At 41.0% G+C, this 17,166-nt stretch carries 16 protein-coding genes; all 16 read left to right on the forward strand.

What is annotated here, in order from left to right; translation table 11 throughout:
• The first annotated feature begins 394 nt into the window (after positions 1 to 394).
• The 16 genes from rnmV to spoVT all read left to right on the forward strand — a co-directional run bounded on the left by rnmV (position 395) and on the right by spoVT (position 16,761).
• The gene (gene rnmV / locus L634_RS0113990) at positions 395 to 955 is read left to right on the forward strand and encodes a ribonuclease M5 (RefSeq protein ID WP_026582986.1); all 561 of its coding nucleotides are present in this window, start codon (positions 395 to 397) and stop codon (positions 953 to 955) included.
• Positions 948 to 1,826 (forward strand): 16S rRNA (adenine(1518)-N(6)/adenine(1519)-N(6))-dimethyltransferase RsmA, encoded by an 879-nt coding sequence (rsmA, locus tag L634_RS0113995; RefSeq protein WP_026582987.1) that lies wholly within the window; start codon positions 948 to 950, stop codon positions 1,824 to 1,826. Before rnmV ends, rsmA begins: the two co-directional genes overlap by 8 nt.
• A 400-nt stretch (positions 1,827 to 2,226) precedes the next feature.
• Positions 2,227 to 3,111: a sporulation peptidase YabG gene (gene yabG, locus L634_RS0114000; protein WP_026582988.1), complete on the forward strand. Its 885-nt coding sequence runs from the start codon at positions 2,227 to 2,229 to the stop codon at positions 3,109 to 3,111.
• Between the two features lie 306 nt (positions 3,112 to 3,417).
• Positions 3,418 to 3,681 (forward strand): biofilm formation stimulator Veg, encoded by a 264-nt coding sequence (gene veg / locus L634_RS0114005; protein WP_026582989.1) that lies wholly within the window; start codon positions 3,418 to 3,420, stop codon positions 3,679 to 3,681.
• 157 nt (positions 3,682 to 3,838) lie between these two features.
• Positions 3,839 to 4,012, forward strand: coding sequence for a small, acid-soluble spore protein, alpha/beta type (locus L634_RS0114010; protein ID WP_026582990.1), 174 nt, complete (start codon positions 3,839 to 3,841; stop codon positions 4,010 to 4,012).
• A gap of 315 nt (positions 4,013 to 4,327) precedes the next feature.
• The gene (gene ispE / locus L634_RS0114020; protein ID WP_026582991.1) at positions 4,328 to 5,197 is read left to right on the forward strand and encodes a 4-(cytidine 5'-diphospho)-2-C-methyl-D-erythritol kinase; all 870 of its coding nucleotides are present in this window, start codon (positions 4,328 to 4,330) and stop codon (positions 5,195 to 5,197) included.
• Between the two features lie 60 nt (positions 5,198 to 5,257).
• Positions 5,258 to 6,076, forward strand: coding sequence for a pur operon repressor (purR, locus tag L634_RS0114025; RefSeq protein ID WP_026582992.1), 819 nt, complete (start codon positions 5,258 to 5,260; stop codon positions 6,074 to 6,076).
• A 261-nt stretch (positions 6,077 to 6,337) separates the two neighbouring features.
• Positions 6,338 to 6,712 carry a RidA family protein gene (locus L634_RS0114030; protein WP_026582993.1) on the forward strand — a complete coding sequence of 125 codons (375 nt, stop codon included), beginning with the start codon at positions 6,338 to 6,340 and terminating at the stop codon, positions 6,710 to 6,712.
• A gap of 233 nt (positions 6,713 to 6,945) precedes the next feature.
• Positions 6,946 to 7,236, forward strand: a complete 291-nt coding sequence (gene spoVG / locus L634_RS0114035) for a septation regulator SpoVG (RefSeq protein WP_009336662.1) — start codon at positions 6,946 to 6,948, stop codon at positions 7,234 to 7,236.
• A 260-nt stretch (positions 7,237 to 7,496) separates the two neighbouring features.
• Positions 7,497 to 8,870 carry a bifunctional UDP-N-acetylglucosamine diphosphorylase/glucosamine-1-phosphate N-acetyltransferase GlmU gene (glmU, locus tag L634_RS0114040; protein ID WP_026582994.1) on the forward strand — a complete coding sequence of 458 codons (1,374 nt, stop codon included), beginning with the start codon at positions 7,497 to 7,499 and terminating at the stop codon, positions 8,868 to 8,870.
• Between the two features lie 55 nt (positions 8,871 to 8,925).
• Positions 8,926 to 9,882, forward strand: a complete 957-nt coding sequence (locus tag L634_RS0114045) for a ribose-phosphate diphosphokinase (protein ID WP_026582995.1) — start codon at positions 8,926 to 8,928, stop codon at positions 9,880 to 9,882.
• Positions 9,883 to 10,056: 174 nt separating this feature from the next.
• Positions 10,057 to 10,710, forward strand: coding sequence for a 50S ribosomal protein L25/general stress protein Ctc (locus L634_RS0114050; RefSeq protein WP_026582996.1), 654 nt, complete (start codon positions 10,057 to 10,059; stop codon positions 10,708 to 10,710).
• A gap of 183 nt (positions 10,711 to 10,893) precedes the next feature.
• Complete coding sequence (gene pth / locus L634_RS0114055; RefSeq protein WP_026582997.1) at positions 10,894 to 11,454, forward strand: aminoacyl-tRNA hydrolase; 561 nt, start codon at positions 10,894 to 10,896, stop codon at positions 11,452 to 11,454.
• A 131-nt stretch (positions 11,455 to 11,585) separates the two neighbouring features.
• Positions 11,586 to 11,816, forward strand: coding sequence for an anti-sigma-F factor Fin family protein (locus tag L634_RS0114060; protein ID WP_026582998.1), 231 nt, complete (start codon positions 11,586 to 11,588; stop codon positions 11,814 to 11,816).
• A 606-nt stretch (positions 11,817 to 12,422) separates the two neighbouring features.
• Positions 12,423 to 15,959, forward strand: coding sequence for a transcription-repair coupling factor (mfd, locus tag L634_RS0114065; RefSeq protein ID WP_026582999.1), 3,537 nt, complete (start codon positions 12,423 to 12,425; stop codon positions 15,957 to 15,959).
• 265 nt (positions 15,960 to 16,224) lie between these two features.
• Positions 16,225 to 16,761, forward strand: a complete 537-nt coding sequence (gene spoVT, locus L634_RS0114070; protein WP_026583000.1) for a stage V sporulation protein T — start codon at positions 16,225 to 16,227, stop codon at positions 16,759 to 16,761.
• Positions 16,762 to 17,166 lie beyond the last annotated feature (405 nt).

A 17,166-nucleotide genomic window follows, 5' to 3' on the forward strand; every position in this document is an offset into this window, starting at 1 on the left:
GTTAATGGTAACATTTTTTCTTTTCCAGCTGCTTTCATATATAATAAAAAATGTTCTTTATAAATATATTCTTCTTTCATATATTTAGACGAATTACATTACAGAAATGTTTCAAGTTTTTTTCAGTTTTTTTATAATATTTTTTGGCTCTGTTAAATTTACCTGTTGATTTCCGCTGCAGGCACTCGCTTTCCGCGGGCGGTCCGGGAGCCTCCTCGGTGCATTCGCACCTGCGGGGTCTCCCGCTGACACGCTTCTCCCGCAGGAGTCTCGCACCTTCCGCTNCAATCAACAGGGTGCTAAAATCAACAATAAGCTTTAACACAGCCTATTTTTTATAAAGGCAGCTAAGCCAGTAAATCCAGCTGTTTCGTTTGTAATATTAGGAGGAAACATGAAGATAAAAGAAATTATTGTGGTGGAAGGCAAGGATGATACAGCAGCCATTAGAAGGGCGCTGAATGCCGATACGATTGAAACAAATGGGTCTGCCATTAATCGGGATACCATTGAAAAAATAAAGCTTGCCCAGAAAACAAGAGGCGTCATTGTTTTTACAGACCCGGATTTTCCAGGGCAAAAAATAAGAAATACGATTACAAATGAAGTTCCCGGGTGCAAACACGCATTTATTGAGAAAGCGGATGCCCTGCATAAACATGGAAAAGGGGTAGGGGTTGAGCATGCTTCCCCTGAAATGATTCGCCAGGCCCTTAAAAATGCCCAGATGATGCAGGAAACTTATGAAGAGACAATCACCCAGGAAGACCTGGTTACTGCCGGCCTAATTGGCGGAAGCGGGGCCAAGGAGAGAAGGGAAAAGCTTGGAAAGCTTCTTAAAATAGGCTACACAAATGGTAAACAGCTTCATAAAAGATTGATGATGTTTCAGGTTAGCCGTGAGGATTTTGCAGCTGCAATAGAAGCTATTCGCAAGGAGGAGCAAAATGCATAAAGATATTGCAACACCAGTCAGAACACGGGCGATCTTAGAAAAGTATGGGTTTTCTTTTAAAAAAAGCCTGGGACAAAACTTCCTGATTGATACCAATATACTCAGGAGAATTGTCGACCATGCAAATTTAACTGAGGAATCCGGAGCTATCGAGATTGGCCCAGGGATAGGTGCTTTGACTGAACAATTGGCACGCAGAAGTAAAAAGGTGCTTGCTTTTGAAATTGATCAGCGTCTTCTTCCTATTTTAGAAGAAACTTTGTCGCCATATCCTAATGCCGCCATTATTAACGAAGACGTCTTAAAAGCAGATGTTAAGGGAGCGATTGAAAAGGAATTTAGCGGGATTAACGATATTATGGTCGTAGCTAACCTTCCATATTATGTGACAACACCGATTATTATGAAACTGCTGGAGGATAAGCTGCCCATTAGGGGAATTGTTTGTATGCTCCAGAAGGAGGTTGCTGACAGGATCTCTGCCAGGCCAGGTACGAAAGACTATGGTTCGCTTTCAATCGCTGTACAGTACTATACGGAAGCAGAAACAGCCATGATCGTTCCTAAGACGGTATTTGTGCCGCAGCCGAATGTGGATTCTGCCGTTATCAAATTAACAAAGCGCAAAGAGCCCGCTGTAAAAGTTAAAAGTGAATCGTTCTTTTTCCAGGTGACGAAATCAAGTTTTGCACAGAGGCGAAAGACTCTGCTCAATAATTTAACAAGCCAGCTGCCAGAAGGGAAACAGAAGAAGGAGCAAATCCTCTCTGCTCTTGCGATGGCAGAGATTGAACCTGGAAGAAGAGGAGAAACGTTATCGATAGAAGAGTTTGCGCGTTTAAGCGATGCTCTTTTGCCTCACTTCTCCTAAATATGGAAGCCTGCGGAAAGCGGGCTTTTTTTATGGGCAAAAATAAGCTGTCTCCAACTAATCTCCTTTTATACGCACATGTTTATAGACGAATGCATAATTTATGACATGAATATTAAATTCCCTAAGCGGCTTTTTCCTGTTCATATGCTGTTTTAAAGCACATTGTTAGTTTTGGCCCACTGTTGGTTAAGCGGAAGGCACGAGGTCTCCAAGATGCATCCGCATTTACTGATTCAAAGTCCTGCGGGATATGCGGGGCTAAGGGAGACCGATCAGTTGAGTATGAGCAGAGTGCCTGGAGCGTGAATCAACAGGCATATATAACAGAGCCAAAAAATAAACGCAAAGAGATTAGAGAAGCCCGGGTGTTCATTGCGGGCTAATTGGAGTGACGACATTGACTATTAATATTATGGATATCGTCGGAAGAATTTCTTATCGCTGTGATATTCTTTTCCGGGTTATTGATATAAAAGAACAGGGCGGCAGAAAAATAGCTGTATTGTTCGGTGAGGATATACGTCTTGTAGCCGATGCTCCCTATGAGGATTTAATCGTCATCAACCAGGCGGACCGGATGAAAATTGAACAGGAGTATAGATCATTGGAGGAGCAATCTTTTCAGCTTTTTAGGCAGGATTTGGCTCTTTTAAGGGAAAAACAGGAGTATGACGTTACAGACGGGTATAGCAAGACCCCTAATTATTTTCAAATACCGGGAAGAGTGCTGCACTTGGATGGAGACCCGTCTTATTTAAAAAAATGCTTGAGCGTCTATGATAAAATAGGCATTCCTGTAACAGGCATCCATTGCAATGAAAAGGAGATGCCAATAAAAATCGGACAGCTTATTGATCATTACAGACCTGATATTCTGGTTATAACAGGACATGACGCTTATTCAAAGTCTAAAGGAAAGAAATCAGACATTAATGCTTACAGGCATTCCAAAGAGTTTGTGCAAACGGTAAGAGAAGCGAGGAAGAAGATTCCTCACCTTGATCAGCTCGTTATTTTTGCCGGAGCCTGCCAATCCCACTTTGAATCGCTGATCCATGCAGGAGCCAACTTTGCAAGTTCACCTTCAAGGGTAAATATACATGCGCTTGATCCTGTCTATATTGTTGCTAAAGTAAGCCTTACTCCATTTATGGAAAGAATTAATTTATGGGATATTTTAAGAAACACATTAACAGGAGAAAAGGGACTGGGCGGCATTGAAACGCGGGGTGTTTTAAGAACAGGAATGCCATTTAATGATGAACAGTTAAATGAATCGTAGCGGCAAGCCGTTTGTATTTTATGGAACGGCTTGTTTTTTTATTTAATGCTGCAAATTACGATATATTTTGACAATTCGCCATCGTGGATAATAAGGGGGATAACAGATAATAATCTCTTGTCTTAATGCCTTTTTAAAAACTATACATATTCTCTAGTGTTTAGGGCAATCCTAAAATTGTTGAAAATTAGAAGAAAAAGTAGAACAAAACATATTGACATTTATTTTTAAACACTGTTATAATTTATATTTTTGTTTGACAGTATTGTGTCAGTGTGATATACTTTACATAGTGAGGTGGACCGAATGGGAAAAACATTATTGGATATTAAAAAAGCTCTTGATTCAAATCTTGGGAAAAGGCTTTTGCTAAAAGCAAATGGCGGGCGCAGAAAGACAATCGAGCGTTCTGGTGTTTTGGCAGAAACATACCCTTCTGTATTTGTGATTGAATTAGATCAAGATGAAAATGCATTTGAACGTGTATCTTACAGCTATGCGGATGTTTTAACAGAAACGGTTCAAATTACATTCTACGATGACACATCAGGACAGGTTGCTTTAAGCTAACATATATTTTACAGCGGAGCGGTGAACAATTTGTTTGCTGCTTTTTGTTTTGCTTTTTTTAGGTGTTAATCTTTTGTTCAGGATAAATAAGGCTCTTATGAATGCAGGGCTCGTGTTCCATAATAAAAGTACCGCAGTGCGAAAGGAGATGTTAATGTTGGGCAGAAGAAGAGGCATTATGTCTGATGGGTTAAAAGAAGAAATTGCAAAAGAGCTTGGATTTTATGATGTTGTCCAAAAAGAAGGCTGGGGCGGAATACGCGCTAAAGATGCCGGGAATATGGTAAAGCGCGCCATTGAGATGGCACAGCAAAATCTTCTTAACAAATAAAATTGGCTTAGATCCATTATTTCAACCATTAACAATTAAATAGTACTGCGGCTGCCGGAGCATCTTGCTTCGGCATTTATATTTTAAAAATCTCTCCTGAAACCTGAAAATCATGAGAAAACCTTATATTTCAAGGCCTTGAGCTTTTCTGTTTATTTTGTGGTAAAATAGGACAAAAAATGGAGACGCTCTAAAAGAATAGCCCATGGCACCTGCTTATTGACCGCATAATCCGGGCAGATAGTGCCATCAGCTAGACAGTTGCCGAAGTCCAATTTTATAAATTTTTCATATTCAAAGAAGTAGGTGGAAATGTTGAAGGTCATGGTTAAGGCACCTGCTAAAATCAATTTGTCATTGGATGTTTTACATAAAAGGGAAGATGGCTATCATGAAGTTGAAATGATTATGACAACAATTGATTTGGCAGACCGCCTAGAATTAACGCTTTTAGACAAAAATGAAATAAAAATTATTTCCCACAACCGTTTTGTTCCGGATGATCAGCGTAATCTCGCATATCAGGCTGCACATCTTCTTAAAGAACGGTTTCAAGTACAAAAAGGTGTGGCCATTACAATTGAAAAAACGATTCCTGTTGCTGCTGGGCTGGCGGGCGGAAGCAGTGATGCAGCAGCAACTCTTAGAGGATTAAACAAGCTATGGAATTTGGGGCTTTCAATGGATGAGCTTGCTGAGATCGGTGCGGAAATCGGTTCGGATGTGTCCTTCTGTGTTTATGGAGGAACTGCCTTGGCAAAAGGAAGAGGAGAAGTGATTAAGGAGCTTCCTGCGCCTCCAACATGTTGGGTAATTCTAGCCAAGCCGTTTATAGGTGTATCTACAGCGGATGTATATAAAAGGCTGGATGTCAGCCGCGTTAAGCATCCAAATACTAATGGGATGATTGAGGCTATACATAACGGAAGCTATGAAGGTGTATGCAGCAACCTTGGGAATGTCCTCGAGGATGTGACGCTTCAGATGCATCCTGAGGTGGCACAAATTAAAGACCAAATGAAACGATTTGGGGCCGATGCAGTTCTGATGAGCGGAAGCGGGCCAACTGTGTTTGGACTGGTTCATCATGATTCAAGAATGCATCGGATTTATAATGGCCTTAGAGGATTCTGTGACCAGGTTTTTGCAGTCAGAATGCTTGGAGAAAGGCATAGGCTTGATTAAATCCGTATATTAATGGTATATTATCGTTAAAATATTCGGATTTATATGGGGGTTCCATAAATGAAATTTCGCAGGAGCGAACGGTTAATAGATATGACTAATTATTTATTAAACCATCCGCGTCAGCTGGTATCCTTAACTTTCTTCTCAGAAAGATATGGTTCTGCCAAGTCTTCCATAAGCGAGGACTTGACAATTATAAAAGAAACATTCGAACAGAGAGGGATAGGCACTCTGCAAACTGTGTCTGGAGCTGCTGGCGGGGTTAAATTCAATGTAAAGGTAAATGATGATGAGGCTCGGCCTTTTGTGGAGGAGCTTTGCAGCTTAATTGCCAGTCCGGAAAGGCTTTTGCCCGGAGGCTATCTTTATATGACCGACATTCTGGGTGACCCATCGATAGTCCAGCGTGCCGGAAGATTATTTGCATCCGCATTTGCTGATAAGCCAATTGATGTCGTTATGACAGTGGCTACAAAAGGAATTCCGCTCGCCTATGCCGCGGCCAATTATCTCAATGTCCCAGTCGTCATTGTTAGACGCGACAGCAAGGTGACAGAAGGGTCGACAGTAAGCATTAATTATGTTTCAGGCTCTGCCAAGAGGATTCAAACTATGGTTCTTTCGAAAAGGAGCCTCGCAGAAGGCTCAAATGTTTTAATCATAGATGATTTTATGAAAGCTGGCGGAACAGTGAATGGGATGGTCAGCATGCTTGAGGAATTCAAGGCCAATTTGGCTGGTATTGCCGTTCTGGTTGAGGCAGAAAAGGCTGAGGAACGGCTGGTTGATGAGTATCTTTCGCTTGTGCGCCTATCTGATGTAGATGTACGGGACAAAAAGATCAATGTAAGTGAGGGAAACTATTTTAGAAAATAGGCTGTCTAAAAGCTTAATGTTCACTTAACACTTGTTTATTGAAGCGGAAGGTTCCTTAAAAAAATCTTTGCATTCTTCGTGCGGTGTTTTTTCGAGGATGCCCAGCCATTCAATATCCTGCAGGAGAAGCATCCCAAGGGAGACCCGGCAGGCGTAAAACGCGCGACGAGCCGGAAGCTCGCAGTTCGCTCTAGTGTCTGCAGCAAATCAGCATTCAAAAATAACAGAGCCAAATTAAATAATGTTTTAGGGGGAGAATTCATGAAAGTCATTCAAACGAATCAGGCACCTGCAGCAATTGGCCCATACTCACAAGGGATTACGGTTAATAACCTCTTTTACAGCTCTGGCCAAATTCCGCTTACAGCAGAAGGCGTTTTGGTTGACGGCGATGTAAAAGAACAGACTCACCAGGTATTTAAAAATCTTCAGGCTGTGCTTGAAGAAGCAGGCGCTTCGTTAAACACAGTAGTGAAGGCGACTGTCTTTATTAAAAACATGGACGATTTTACAGCTATTAATGAAGTGTATGGAGAATATTTCAGCACACATAAGCCGGCCCGTTCCTGTGTTGAAGTTGCGCGCCTTCCCAAAGATGTACTGGTGGAAATTGAGGTCGTAGCACTAGTTAAATAAGTTTGGTTATTCCCATCGCTCGTTGAATTTTTAACGGGCGTTTTTTATTATACGAGAAGAGTTAAATATACTGGTATTAAGGTCCGAAGCTGATATAATTTCATGCTTAATTGCCATGAGGAAAAGCTTGCACAAAATATTCAAAAAATATTTTCCAATTAAGAAGGAGATTTAACAAATATGTTGAATTTATAAAATTAGGATTATATCTTCTCGAAAAGGTGGTGAACAGAATGGAAGTGACAGACGTTAGATTACGCCGCGTCAATACGGATGGACGAATGAGGGCAATCGCATCTATTACATTGGATCATGAATTTGTTGTTCATGATATTCGGGTAATTGATGGAAACAATGGCTTATTTGTAGCCATGCCTAGCAAACGTACTCCGGATGGGGAATTTAGAGATATTGCGCATCCTATCAATTCAGGAACGCGCGGTAAAATCCAGGAGGCTGTATTAGCCGAGTACCACCGTTTAGGTGAATTAGAAGTTGAATTTGAAGAAGCCGGTGCTTCCTAAAAAAATAAATCATCAAGGGCCTACTTCAAAAGTAAGGCTCTTTTTATTTCATTTCAAAAAAATTAAGCTCTAAGCCAGCCAGCTATTGGAGGTGCTTAGGGCTTTTTTCTTTTACCCAGCATGATTTGATGTAAACCTCTTTAGAAAAAATTCCGTGCATGGCAATGACAAATATTTGTACTTTATCATCATTCCTTGAAATGAGAGCCCATTTAAGATATATTCTTAATGGATAAAAAGGTTAAATTGGAGGCCTGTAAATGTCTAATCGATACGCGGTAATTTTAGCCGCAGGCCAGGGGACTAGAATGAAGTCAAAGCTTTATAAAGTCCTTCATCCTGTTTGCGGCAAACCGATGGTTCAACATGTTGTTGATCAAGTTACAAAGCTTAATATAAAAGAAATTGTCACCATAACAGGGCATGGTGCCGAGATGGTTGAAGATCAGCTTGGCTCAAGCAGCAAATATGCTCTTCAGGAAGAGCAGCTGGGCACAGCTCATGCCGTCATGCAAGCGCGCGAGCTTCTTGAAGGCAAAGATGGCGTTACAATCGTTGTTTGCGGAGATACTCCACTGATCAGGCATGAAACAATGGAAGCGCTTTTTAAGCACCATGAGGAGCTTTCTGCTAAAGCGACTATTTTAACTGCGCACGCTGAAAACCCGTTCGGATATGGACGTGTAATCCGCAATGATATGGGAATGGTGGAAAAGATAGTAGAGCATAAAGATGCATCCGAGGAAGAACGGAAAATCCAAGAAATCAATACTGGAACATACTGCTTTGATAATAAGGCGCTTTTTGAAGCCTTGAACAAGGTTACAAATGATAATGTACAGGGTGAGTATTATCTTCCAGATGTAATCGAGATTCTTAAAAATGAAGGTGAAGTAGTAACGGCTTATCAAACACCCGACTTTGAGGAAACTTTGGGCGTCAATGACAGGGTGGCATTATCCCAGGCAGAAACATTCATGAAAAAGCGGATTAATGAAGAACATATGCGTAATGGGGTTACAATCATTGATCCGTCAAACACCTATATTGGTCCCGATGTGAAGATTGGTTCCGATACAATTCTTCATCCTGGAACAATCGTATCCGGCAATACGGTGATCGGTTCAGATTGTGTAATCGGACCGAATACTGAGGTTTCAGATTGCCATATTGGAGACCAGACTGTGATCCGCCAATCTGCAGCGTATGACAGCCATATTGGCTCACATGTTAATATTGGTCCATTTGCGCATATTCGCCCTCAGTCTGATATTCATGATGAAGTAAAAATAGGCAATTTTGTGGAAGTGAAGAAGTCTGTTTTTGGAAAAGGAAGCAAGGCATCACACCTAAGCTATATTGGCGATGCGGAAATTGGCAAAGACGTAAATTTAGGCTGCGGCTCAATTACTGTCAATTATGACGGAAAAAATAAATATTTGACCAAGATAGAAGATGGCGTGTTTATTGGCTGTAACTCTAATCTGGTTGCACCCGTAACAATTGGTGAAGGTGCTTATGTAGCAGCAGGATCAACCATTACAGAAGATGTGCCGGGAGAGGCGCTTTCCATTGCCCGGGCACGCCAGGTAAATAAGGAAAATTACACTCAAAAATTAAATAATAAGAAATAATTTTCCTGGACTTATTAAATATTATGAGCAAGAAATAAATCGATGGAGGCCCAACATGTCAAACCAGTATTTAGATCCAAATTTGAAGGTGTTCAGTTTAAATTCAAACCGGAAGTTAGCGGCAGAAATTGCGAATGTTATAGGTGTAGAGCTTGGAAAATGCTCTGTAACCCGTTTTAGCGATGGAGAAATCCAAATAAATATCGAGGAAAGTATCCGCGGATGCGATGTGTATGTCATCCAATCAACAAGCTCTCCTGTAAATGAGCACTTAATGGAGCTTCTAATTATGATTGATGCACTAAAGCGTGCATCAGCGAAAACAATCAACATTGTTATGCCTTACTATGGCTATGCCCGCCAGGACCGAAAAGCAAGAGCCCGTGAACCGATTACAGCTAAGCTTGCAGCGAACTTACTGGAAACAGCAGGTGCAACCCGTGTTATTACGCTTGACTTGCACGCACCGCAAATTCAAGGTTTCTTTGATATCCCTATCGATCATTTAATGGGTGTGCCGATCCTGTCTGATTACTTTAAGAATAAAATTATGGATGGCGATATCGTTATCGTTTCCCCTGACCATGGCGGTGTAACGCGTGCCCGTAAAATGGCAGATCGCCTTAAAGCTCCGATTGCCATTATTGATAAGCGCCGTCCAAAGCCAAATGTCGCAGAGGTTATGAATATTGTTGGTAACATCGATGGGAAAATTGCCATCTTAATCGATGATATTATTGATACTGCCGGAACGATCACTCTTGCGGCTAATGCACTTGTGGAAAATGGCGCATCAGAAGTGTATGCATGCTGTACACACCCAGTACTATCCGGACCTGCCATCGAAAGAATCGAAAACTCAAAAATTAAAGAGCTGGTTGTGACAAACTCAATCACTCTTCCAGAAGAAAAGAAAACAGATAAGATTGTTGAACTTTCAGTAGCACCGCTTATCGGCGAAGCTATTATCCGTGTTCATGAAGAGCAATCTGTCAGCACTTTATTCGATTGATAGCATAATTTAATAAGCATTCCAGGCTTGCTGAAAAGCAAGCCTGCTGTGCTATCGCAAATAAATATTTCAAGCAGAGAAATCTAAAACGTTTAGACTTCCTCATTTTAGGGCATTTTTTTATATAGACAGTCAATGACTTAACTATTTCTAAATGAGGAAGGGGACGTAATAATGACAGCTGTATTGCAAGCAAAAGAAAGAAAAGGATCGCGAAATTCTCACTTAACCGAGCTGCGCCAGGAAGGAAACTTTCCTGCAGTAGTATATGGTTCAAAGCTTGAAAGCAAGTCCATCTACTTAAGTGAAGCGGACTTCCTTAAGACGATAAAGGAAGTTGGAAGAAATGGAGTTTTCTCTTTGGATTTGGATGGGAATAAATATGATGTAATGCTGGGCGACTACCAGTCCAATCCGTTGAAAAATGAAATTGTCCATGCTGATTTCCTTGCTGTGGATATGACAAAGGAAATCACAGCCGATGTACGGGTGGTACTGGTTGGGGAAGCAGCCGGAGTTAAAGACGGCGGCGTTATGCAGCAATCCATGCATGAAGTTTCTGTCACAGCCACGCCAAAAAATATTCCTTCTTCTGTTGAAGTCGATGTTACCAACCTTCAGGTAAATGACACTTTAACCATTGCTGATATTAAAGCTAATCGCGGCTATGAAATCAATAACGAAGAAGAACAGGTTATTGCTTCTATCCTTCCTCCTAGACAGGAAGAGGAAATTAATAGCGGTGAGGAACAGGAAGCGGGCACTCCTGAAAACGAAGAAGGAAGAGAGACAACAGCAAAAGAAGATGAAGCTAAGAGTGAGGAATAGGCTGAAAAAGCCTTTTCAAGCAGGGGCTGGGCAATTTTGGGCCAGCCCCTATTTGCTTGCATAATTGCCATTTGCAGCACTATATTAAAATGGAAGTCCAGCATTTTTAGACGTGCTTTCATATAAGCGTTTGGGCGTATGTCTGGGTAGGCATGCGATCGAGCTTAACTAGGGGGGAAAAAAATGAAGCTGATTGTAGGCTTGGGGAATCCCGGCAAACAATATGATAAAACAAGACATAATATTGGTTTTGATGTAATTGATGTCTTATCAGAACGGCTGAATATTCCTTTAAATCAAGCTAAATTAAAAGGGGTATTTGGAACTGGTTATGTAAATGGAGAAAAGGTGTTTCTTCTCAAGCCTCTTACATATATGAATTTATCTGGTGAATCCATACGTGCTGTGATGGACTATTTTGATATTAACGATGACGAATTGGTTATTATTTATGATGACCTTGATTTGCCTGTGGGCAAGATTCGCCTTCGTCAAAAAGGCAGTGCAGGAGGGCATAATGGCATTAAGTCTACAATAGCCCATCTGGGGACACAGGAGTTTAACAGAATAAGAGTGGGCATTGACCGGCCTCCCAGCGGCATGAAGGTTCCTGATTATGTTTTGGGGCGATTTACAAAAGAAGAACAGGAAATTATGGACGAAGTGTCCAGAAGGTGTGCGGATGCTTGTGAAGAGTGGTTTAAAAAGCCATTTTTGCAGGTCATGAATGATTTTAATCAATAAATTTCATATTTTCTTGCTCTTATCATAAAATAATGTTACTTATAAACATCAATGAAGGTGTGCATGATGAATAAGTTCCCTCTCAACCGTTCATAATAGAATTATGGACAGTTCGACGGGGAGGGACAGGCATGGCTATTCATTATCATTGCCGTCATTGCGGAACAAAGATTGGTTCAATTGAAAATGACTCTGTTCATACAGAACAGCTGGGCTTTCATAAGTTGAATGATGAAGAACGCCAGGAAATGATTTCTTATGACCAATCAGGAAATTTGCATGTAAAAGCTATTTGCGAGGATTGCCAGGAATCGCTGGAACGCAATCCGGATTATCATCAGCAGGATTTTATCATTCATTAACAAGCTTTGGAGACAATCCAAAGCATTTTTCTATTTTCTATTGCAAGAGGTTTTCGTTCTTCTTTTAAAGATAAATATATGTTCCATTTCCTTTAAATTTTGTTGGAAAGGGAATGATTTGATAGAAACTCATTTATCCCGCATTAACGGGCAGTAAGGCCCCCATTTCAAGAGTTTGAGAGTCAAAGGGATAATTCTAAGTGGGGGTTCAACTGCCCGTAAATGCCCGATTGGTTCAACTAACCATCAGTGGGGGGATGAAAAAACCCCCACTGATGGAAGTTTCACTTTATAGAGTCCTTGTTGCATAATGAGCTTTTTTAGTAAGATTATGATAGTTAAAGTCGATGAAGTATTTATAAAAAAAATTATTATTTCAAATTTGGCAGTGTTGGGCTTTGCTTTTGCAATTTGCCCTGCACTGCCATGGCGCTTGCGCTTTCTATAGATAAAGTAAATTTTTTCGAACTGCGATAACTGTCTAGCTCCAGCGCCTACCCCCTCGAGGTCACAAGAAAGGCAAAGAACGCCTTTCCGTGGGGCTCGTCTTGTGCTTGTCGGGGGTGGGCAAGGCGCTTGCGCTTTTCTTAATTAGGAGGGGCTTTCATGTTAGGTCTTAAACAGATAATTAGCCAGCAGGATGATTTAAGTGCCATCTTGTCTGGGATAGAGGAAGGATTAAGGGAGCAAATGCTTGCCGGTTTATCAGGATCTGCACGCACTCTGTTTCTTTCATCTGTATATGAGCAATCCGGAAGGCCAATGCTGGTTGTAACCCATAATCTCCTGCAGGCCCAAAAGCTTTATGATGATATTGTAAGTCTGGCAGAGGATACAGAGGTATTTTTATACCCTGCGAACGAACTGATTGCAGCCGAGATAGGAGTTGCCAGCCCGGAGTTAAAGGCCCAGCGGATTGAAGCTTTAAATTACTGGAGTAAAAATAAAAAAGGAATCATGATTGTTCCTATGGCTGGGCTAAGAAAAATATTGCCTCCTCCATCCCACTGGAGCAAATACCAGCTTTCCTTAAAGATTGGCGATGAATTGACCGAGGAACAGTTAAAAAGCTTTGTCAAAATGGGATATGTCCGGTCAGAAATGGTTTCTTCACCTGGGGAGTTCAGTGTCAGAGGCGGCATTATTGATATTTATCCATTAACAGAAGCAGATCCGGTAAGGATTGAGCTTTTTGATACAGAAGTTGATTCTATTCGAACTTTTTCTTTGGAAGATCAAAGGTCAAAAGAAAGATTAAATGAAGTGACCATTGGTCCTGCAACAGAAATACCTCTGGATGCTGAGCATTTTAATAAACTGATTGAAAAACTGGAAAAAGGCTTGGGTGATAGCCTAAAAAAATTAAAGGACGATAAAGCCAAAACGCAGCTGGCACAAAATGTAGGCTATGAATTGGAACAGCTGAGAATGGGAAATAAACCTGAACAGCTCTTCAAATACTTATCCTTTGCATTTGATAATGGAAGTAGTTTAATAGACTATCTCCCTGCAAATGGATTAATTTTCATAGATGAAATCAGCCGTGTGCAGGAAATGAACGACTCTCTTGAGAAGGAAGAAGCGGAATGGTACACGAGTCTGCTGGGTGAAGGGCAGATTATCCATGATGTTAAGGTTTCTCATAACTTAAAGGAAATTTTGCATCGATCCAAGCAGCCGATCACATATATGGCCTTGTTCTTAAGGCATGTGCCGAACACGAATCCGCAAAACATTATCAATATCTCCTGCAAGCAAATGCAAAATTTCCATGGGCAAATGCATGTGCTGAAAAGTGAGCTGGAAAGGTGGAAAAAAGGCAAGTATTCCGTTGTTTTTCTGGGTCCTGATGAAGAGCGGGTCAAGAAGCTTCAAAGAGTTCTTGAGGATTATGAAATTGATGCGGCTTTTGTCAATGCAGACCAGCCGCTTTTACGGGGCAAAGTTCAAATTTTAGAAGGAAGCCTTCAGACAGGCTTTGAGCTCCCAGGCCAAAAGCTTGCTGTTATTACGGAAGAAGAGCTTTTTAATAAACGCACGAAAAAGAAAGCACGCAGGCAAAAGCTATCAAATGCAGAGAGAATCAAAAGCTATTCAGAACTTAAAGTCGGAGACTATGTGGTCCATGTAAACCATGGTATCGGAAAGTATCTGGGGATTGAAACGCTTGAAATTAATGGAGTCCATAAAGATTACCTCCATATCCGTTATCAGGGCAGCGATAAGCTATATGTACCGGTGGAGCAAATTGACCTTGTCCAAAAATATGTTGGTTCAGAAGCAAAAGAGCCAAAAATCTATAAATTGGGCGGAAACGACTGGAAGAGAGTTAAGAAAAAGGTTCAATCATCTGTACAGGATATTGCAGATGATCTGATTAAGCTATATGCAGAGAGAGAGGCATCCAAGGGCTACGCATTCAGTCCTGATGGAGATATGCAAAGAGAGTTTGAAGCAGCATTCCCTTATCAGGAAACGGAGGATCAGGTTCGTTCTATTCACGAAATCAAAAAAGATATGGAAAGAGAACGCCCGATGGACCGCCTGCTATGCGGCGATGTGGGCTATGGCAAAACAGAAGTGGCAATCCGTGCTGCCTTCAAGGCAATTGCAGATGGAAAACAGGTAGCTTTCCTGGTTCCTACCACTATACTTGCCCAGCAGCATTATGAAACCATGAAAGAACGATTCCAGGATTATCCCATTGAAATAGGGCTATTGAGCAGATTCAGAACAAAAAAACAGCAAACAGAAACGCTAAAAGGCTTAAAAGCAGGGACTATTGACGTAGTTGTCGGCACGCACCGGATTTTGTCAAAAGATATCCAATATAGAGATTTAGGCCTGCTCATTATTGATGAAGAGCAGCGCTTTGGCGTGACGCATAAAGAGAAAATCAAACAGCTAAAGACCAATGTTGATGTCCTTACCTTGACTGCTACCCCTATTCCGAGAACCCTTCATATGTCAATGCTTGGAGTCAGGGACTTATCTGTTATTGAAACTCCGCCGGAAAATCGATTCCCGGTTCAAACCTATGTGATGGAGTATAATGGCTCATTAGTCCGTGAAGCGATTGAAAGGGAACTGGCAAGGGATGGACAGGTCTATTTTCTATATAATCGTGTAGAGGATATAGAACGAAAAGCCGAGGAAATATCCATGTTAGTTCCAGATGCAAAGGTAACTTATGCCCATGGGAAAATGACGGAAAATGAGTTAGAATCTGTAATGTTAAGCTTCCTTGAAGGCGAGTCCGATGTTCTTGTCAGTACAACGATTATTGAAACTGGAGTTGATATTCCAAATGTCAACACATTGATTGTACATGATGCTGACAAAATGGGCCTATCGCAGCTCTACCAATTAAGGGGAAGAGTTGGCCGATCCAATAGGGTTGCCTATGCGTATTTCACATACAGAAAAGATAAAGTATTAACAGAAGTAGCTGAAAAAAGGCTTCAGGCAATAAAAGAATTTACGGAACTAGGGTCAGGCTTTAAAATCGCAATGCGCGATTTATCGATTAGGGGGGCCGGCAATTTATTGGGAGCCGAACAGCATGGGTTTATTGACTCTGTCGGATTTGATTTATATTCTCAAATGCTTAAAGAAGCTATTGAAGAGAGAAAAGAGAATATTACCGGCGAAGTAAAGGCAGCTAAAATAGAAATTGATTTGGATGTAGATGCCTATATTCCAGACTTCTATTTGTCTGACGGCCACCAGAAAATTGAAATGTACAAACGTTTTCGGGGTATAACCTCTCTTGAAGAGGTAGAAGAACTTCAGGATGAAATGATTGACCGATTTGGTGAATACCCTGATGAAGTGGCTTATTTATTCCAAATTGCCGAAATGAAGGTTTATGGAGAGATGGCAGGAATTGAAACTGTAAAACAGTCTAAGCATGAAGTGCTCATTCTCTTATCTGAACATGCAAGCGAAAATATAGACGGCCAGAAAATATTCCAAATCACAAGCAAACACGGAAGAATGATTGGCCTTGGAATGGAAGGAAAGAAACTAAAGGCTGTCCTCCATATCAAAGGAATTAAAACAAATGAGTGGTTAAACATCGCCTACGAAGTAATAAAAGGCATGCATGAAGCCAAAAAAGAGCAACAACATCCAACTGCGTAAAAATATGGAAATATTTCTGTTAAAAAAATGAAACAATAGAAATGTTTATCTGTTCCATACAAGGGTAATTTCTATTTGAGGGATCATTTGGAATGTTTATCCGATTTTGGAATCTATATCATCTATGAGAAAAAGTTTTTGGTGCACGTATATAACTTTCCATATGAAAGATACTAAGTTCAAACATGGCGATGTATTCATTTTCTCCCAATATGAGTCATAGCCAAATTTAAAAAATCATCAGATGAAAGTGAGGCAACGTTGGATGAAAGCAACTGGTATAGTTCGTCGTATCGATGATTTGGGTCGTGTAGTAATTCCTAAAGAAATCCGCAGAACATTGCGGATTCGTGAAGGGGACCCGCTGGAGATTTTCGTAGATCGTGATGGAGAAGTCATCTTAAAGAAATATTCACCAATCAGTGAACTGAGCGATTTTGCAAAAGAATACGCAGAAGCCTTATATGACAGCCTGGGAAATCCAGTGTTAATCTGTGACAGAGATTCTTACATCGCTGTTGCAGGAGGTTCCAAAAAAGATTACTTAAACAAAAATATAAGCGATCTTGTTGAAAAGACAATGGAAGAGCGCAGTTCAGTCCTTGTTAACCAGCCTGGCGATATCTCGCTTGTTGACGGGAACACAGAACCTTCCTCCGCTTATACAATTGGCCCAATCATTGCAAATGGAGATCCAATTGGAGCAGTCATTATTTATGCTAAAGAAGATTCATTAGGCGATGTGGAGCAAAAAGCAGTTGAAACAGCTGCAGGTTTCCTTGCCAGACAAATGGAATCATAAAAATGAGTACTAAATGAAAGGGGTAGCGGAATGCTGCCTTTTTTCTTTTTCTAAGTAAAGAACCATTATCACTCGGACATAAGCGCATCTTTTAACCAATGGTTCGCATATAGCCGCAGGCTCTCGCAGAAATCAGTTGAATTCGCATGCAAACCGCAGGGGGCCGAGCACAAATGAGGAAAACCTACGCACAAAATCCGCTGAAATGCGCAAAATGCTAGTATGTGCCCAAAAATCAGCTAAACTCGCCGTTAACCGCATGAGGCTTTGCACCAATAAAGAAGTTTCACGCAAAATTGCCTGATCAGCGCACAAATCCAGTAGACCCCCAAAGCTGCTTAATCCATTTCCGTATCCGATTTACTAAAGCTTGTAACAATTCGTTTTCTAAATTTAAAATAGAAG

The sequence above is a fragment of the Bacillus sp. J33 genome (assembly GCF_000518885.1).
Classification (GTDB): domain Bacteria; phylum Bacillota; class Bacilli; order Bacillales; family Cytobacillaceae; genus Cytobacillus.

Excerpts from the sequence above, each read along its gene's own strand:
- rnmV (WP_026582986.1), top strand. The coding sequence starts at position 395 with ATGAAGATAAAAGAAATTATTGTGGTGGAAGGCAAGGATGATACAGCA.
- rsmA (WP_026582987.1), top strand. The coding sequence starts at position 948 with ATGCATAAAGATATTGCAACACCAGTCAGAACACGGGCGATCTTAGAA.
- veg (WP_026582989.1), top strand. The coding sequence starts at position 3,418 with ATGGGAAAAACATTATTGGATATTAAAAAAGCTCTTGATTCAAATCTT.
- purR (WP_026582992.1), top strand. The coding sequence starts at position 5,258 with ATGAAATTTCGCAGGAGCGAACGGTTAATAGATATGACTAATTATTTA.
- L634_RS0114030 (WP_026582993.1), top strand. The coding sequence starts at position 6,338 with ATGAAAGTCATTCAAACGAATCAGGCACCTGCAGCAATTGGCCCATAC.
- spoVG (WP_009336662.1), top strand. The coding sequence starts at position 6,946 with ATGGAAGTGACAGACGTTAGATTACGCCGCGTCAATACGGATGGACGA.
- glmU (WP_026582994.1), top strand. The coding sequence starts at position 7,497 with ATGTCTAATCGATACGCGGTAATTTTAGCCGCAGGCCAGGGGACTAGA.
- L634_RS0114045 (WP_026582995.1), top strand. The coding sequence starts at position 8,926 with ATGTCAAACCAGTATTTAGATCCAAATTTGAAGGTGTTCAGTTTAAAT.
- L634_RS0114050 (WP_026582996.1), top strand. The coding sequence starts at position 10,057 with ATGACAGCTGTATTGCAAGCAAAAGAAAGAAAAGGATCGCGAAATTCT.
- pth (WP_026582997.1), top strand. The coding sequence starts at position 10,894 with ATGAAGCTGATTGTAGGCTTGGGGAATCCCGGCAAACAATATGATAAA.
- L634_RS0114060 (WP_026582998.1), top strand. The coding sequence starts at position 11,586 with ATGGCTATTCATTATCATTGCCGTCATTGCGGAACAAAGATTGGTTCA.
- mfd (WP_026582999.1), top strand. The coding sequence starts at position 12,423 with ATGTTAGGTCTTAAACAGATAATTAGCCAGCAGGATGATTTAAGTGCC.
- spoVT (WP_026583000.1), top strand. The coding sequence starts at position 16,225 with ATGAAAGCAACTGGTATAGTTCGTCGTATCGATGATTTGGGTCGTGTA.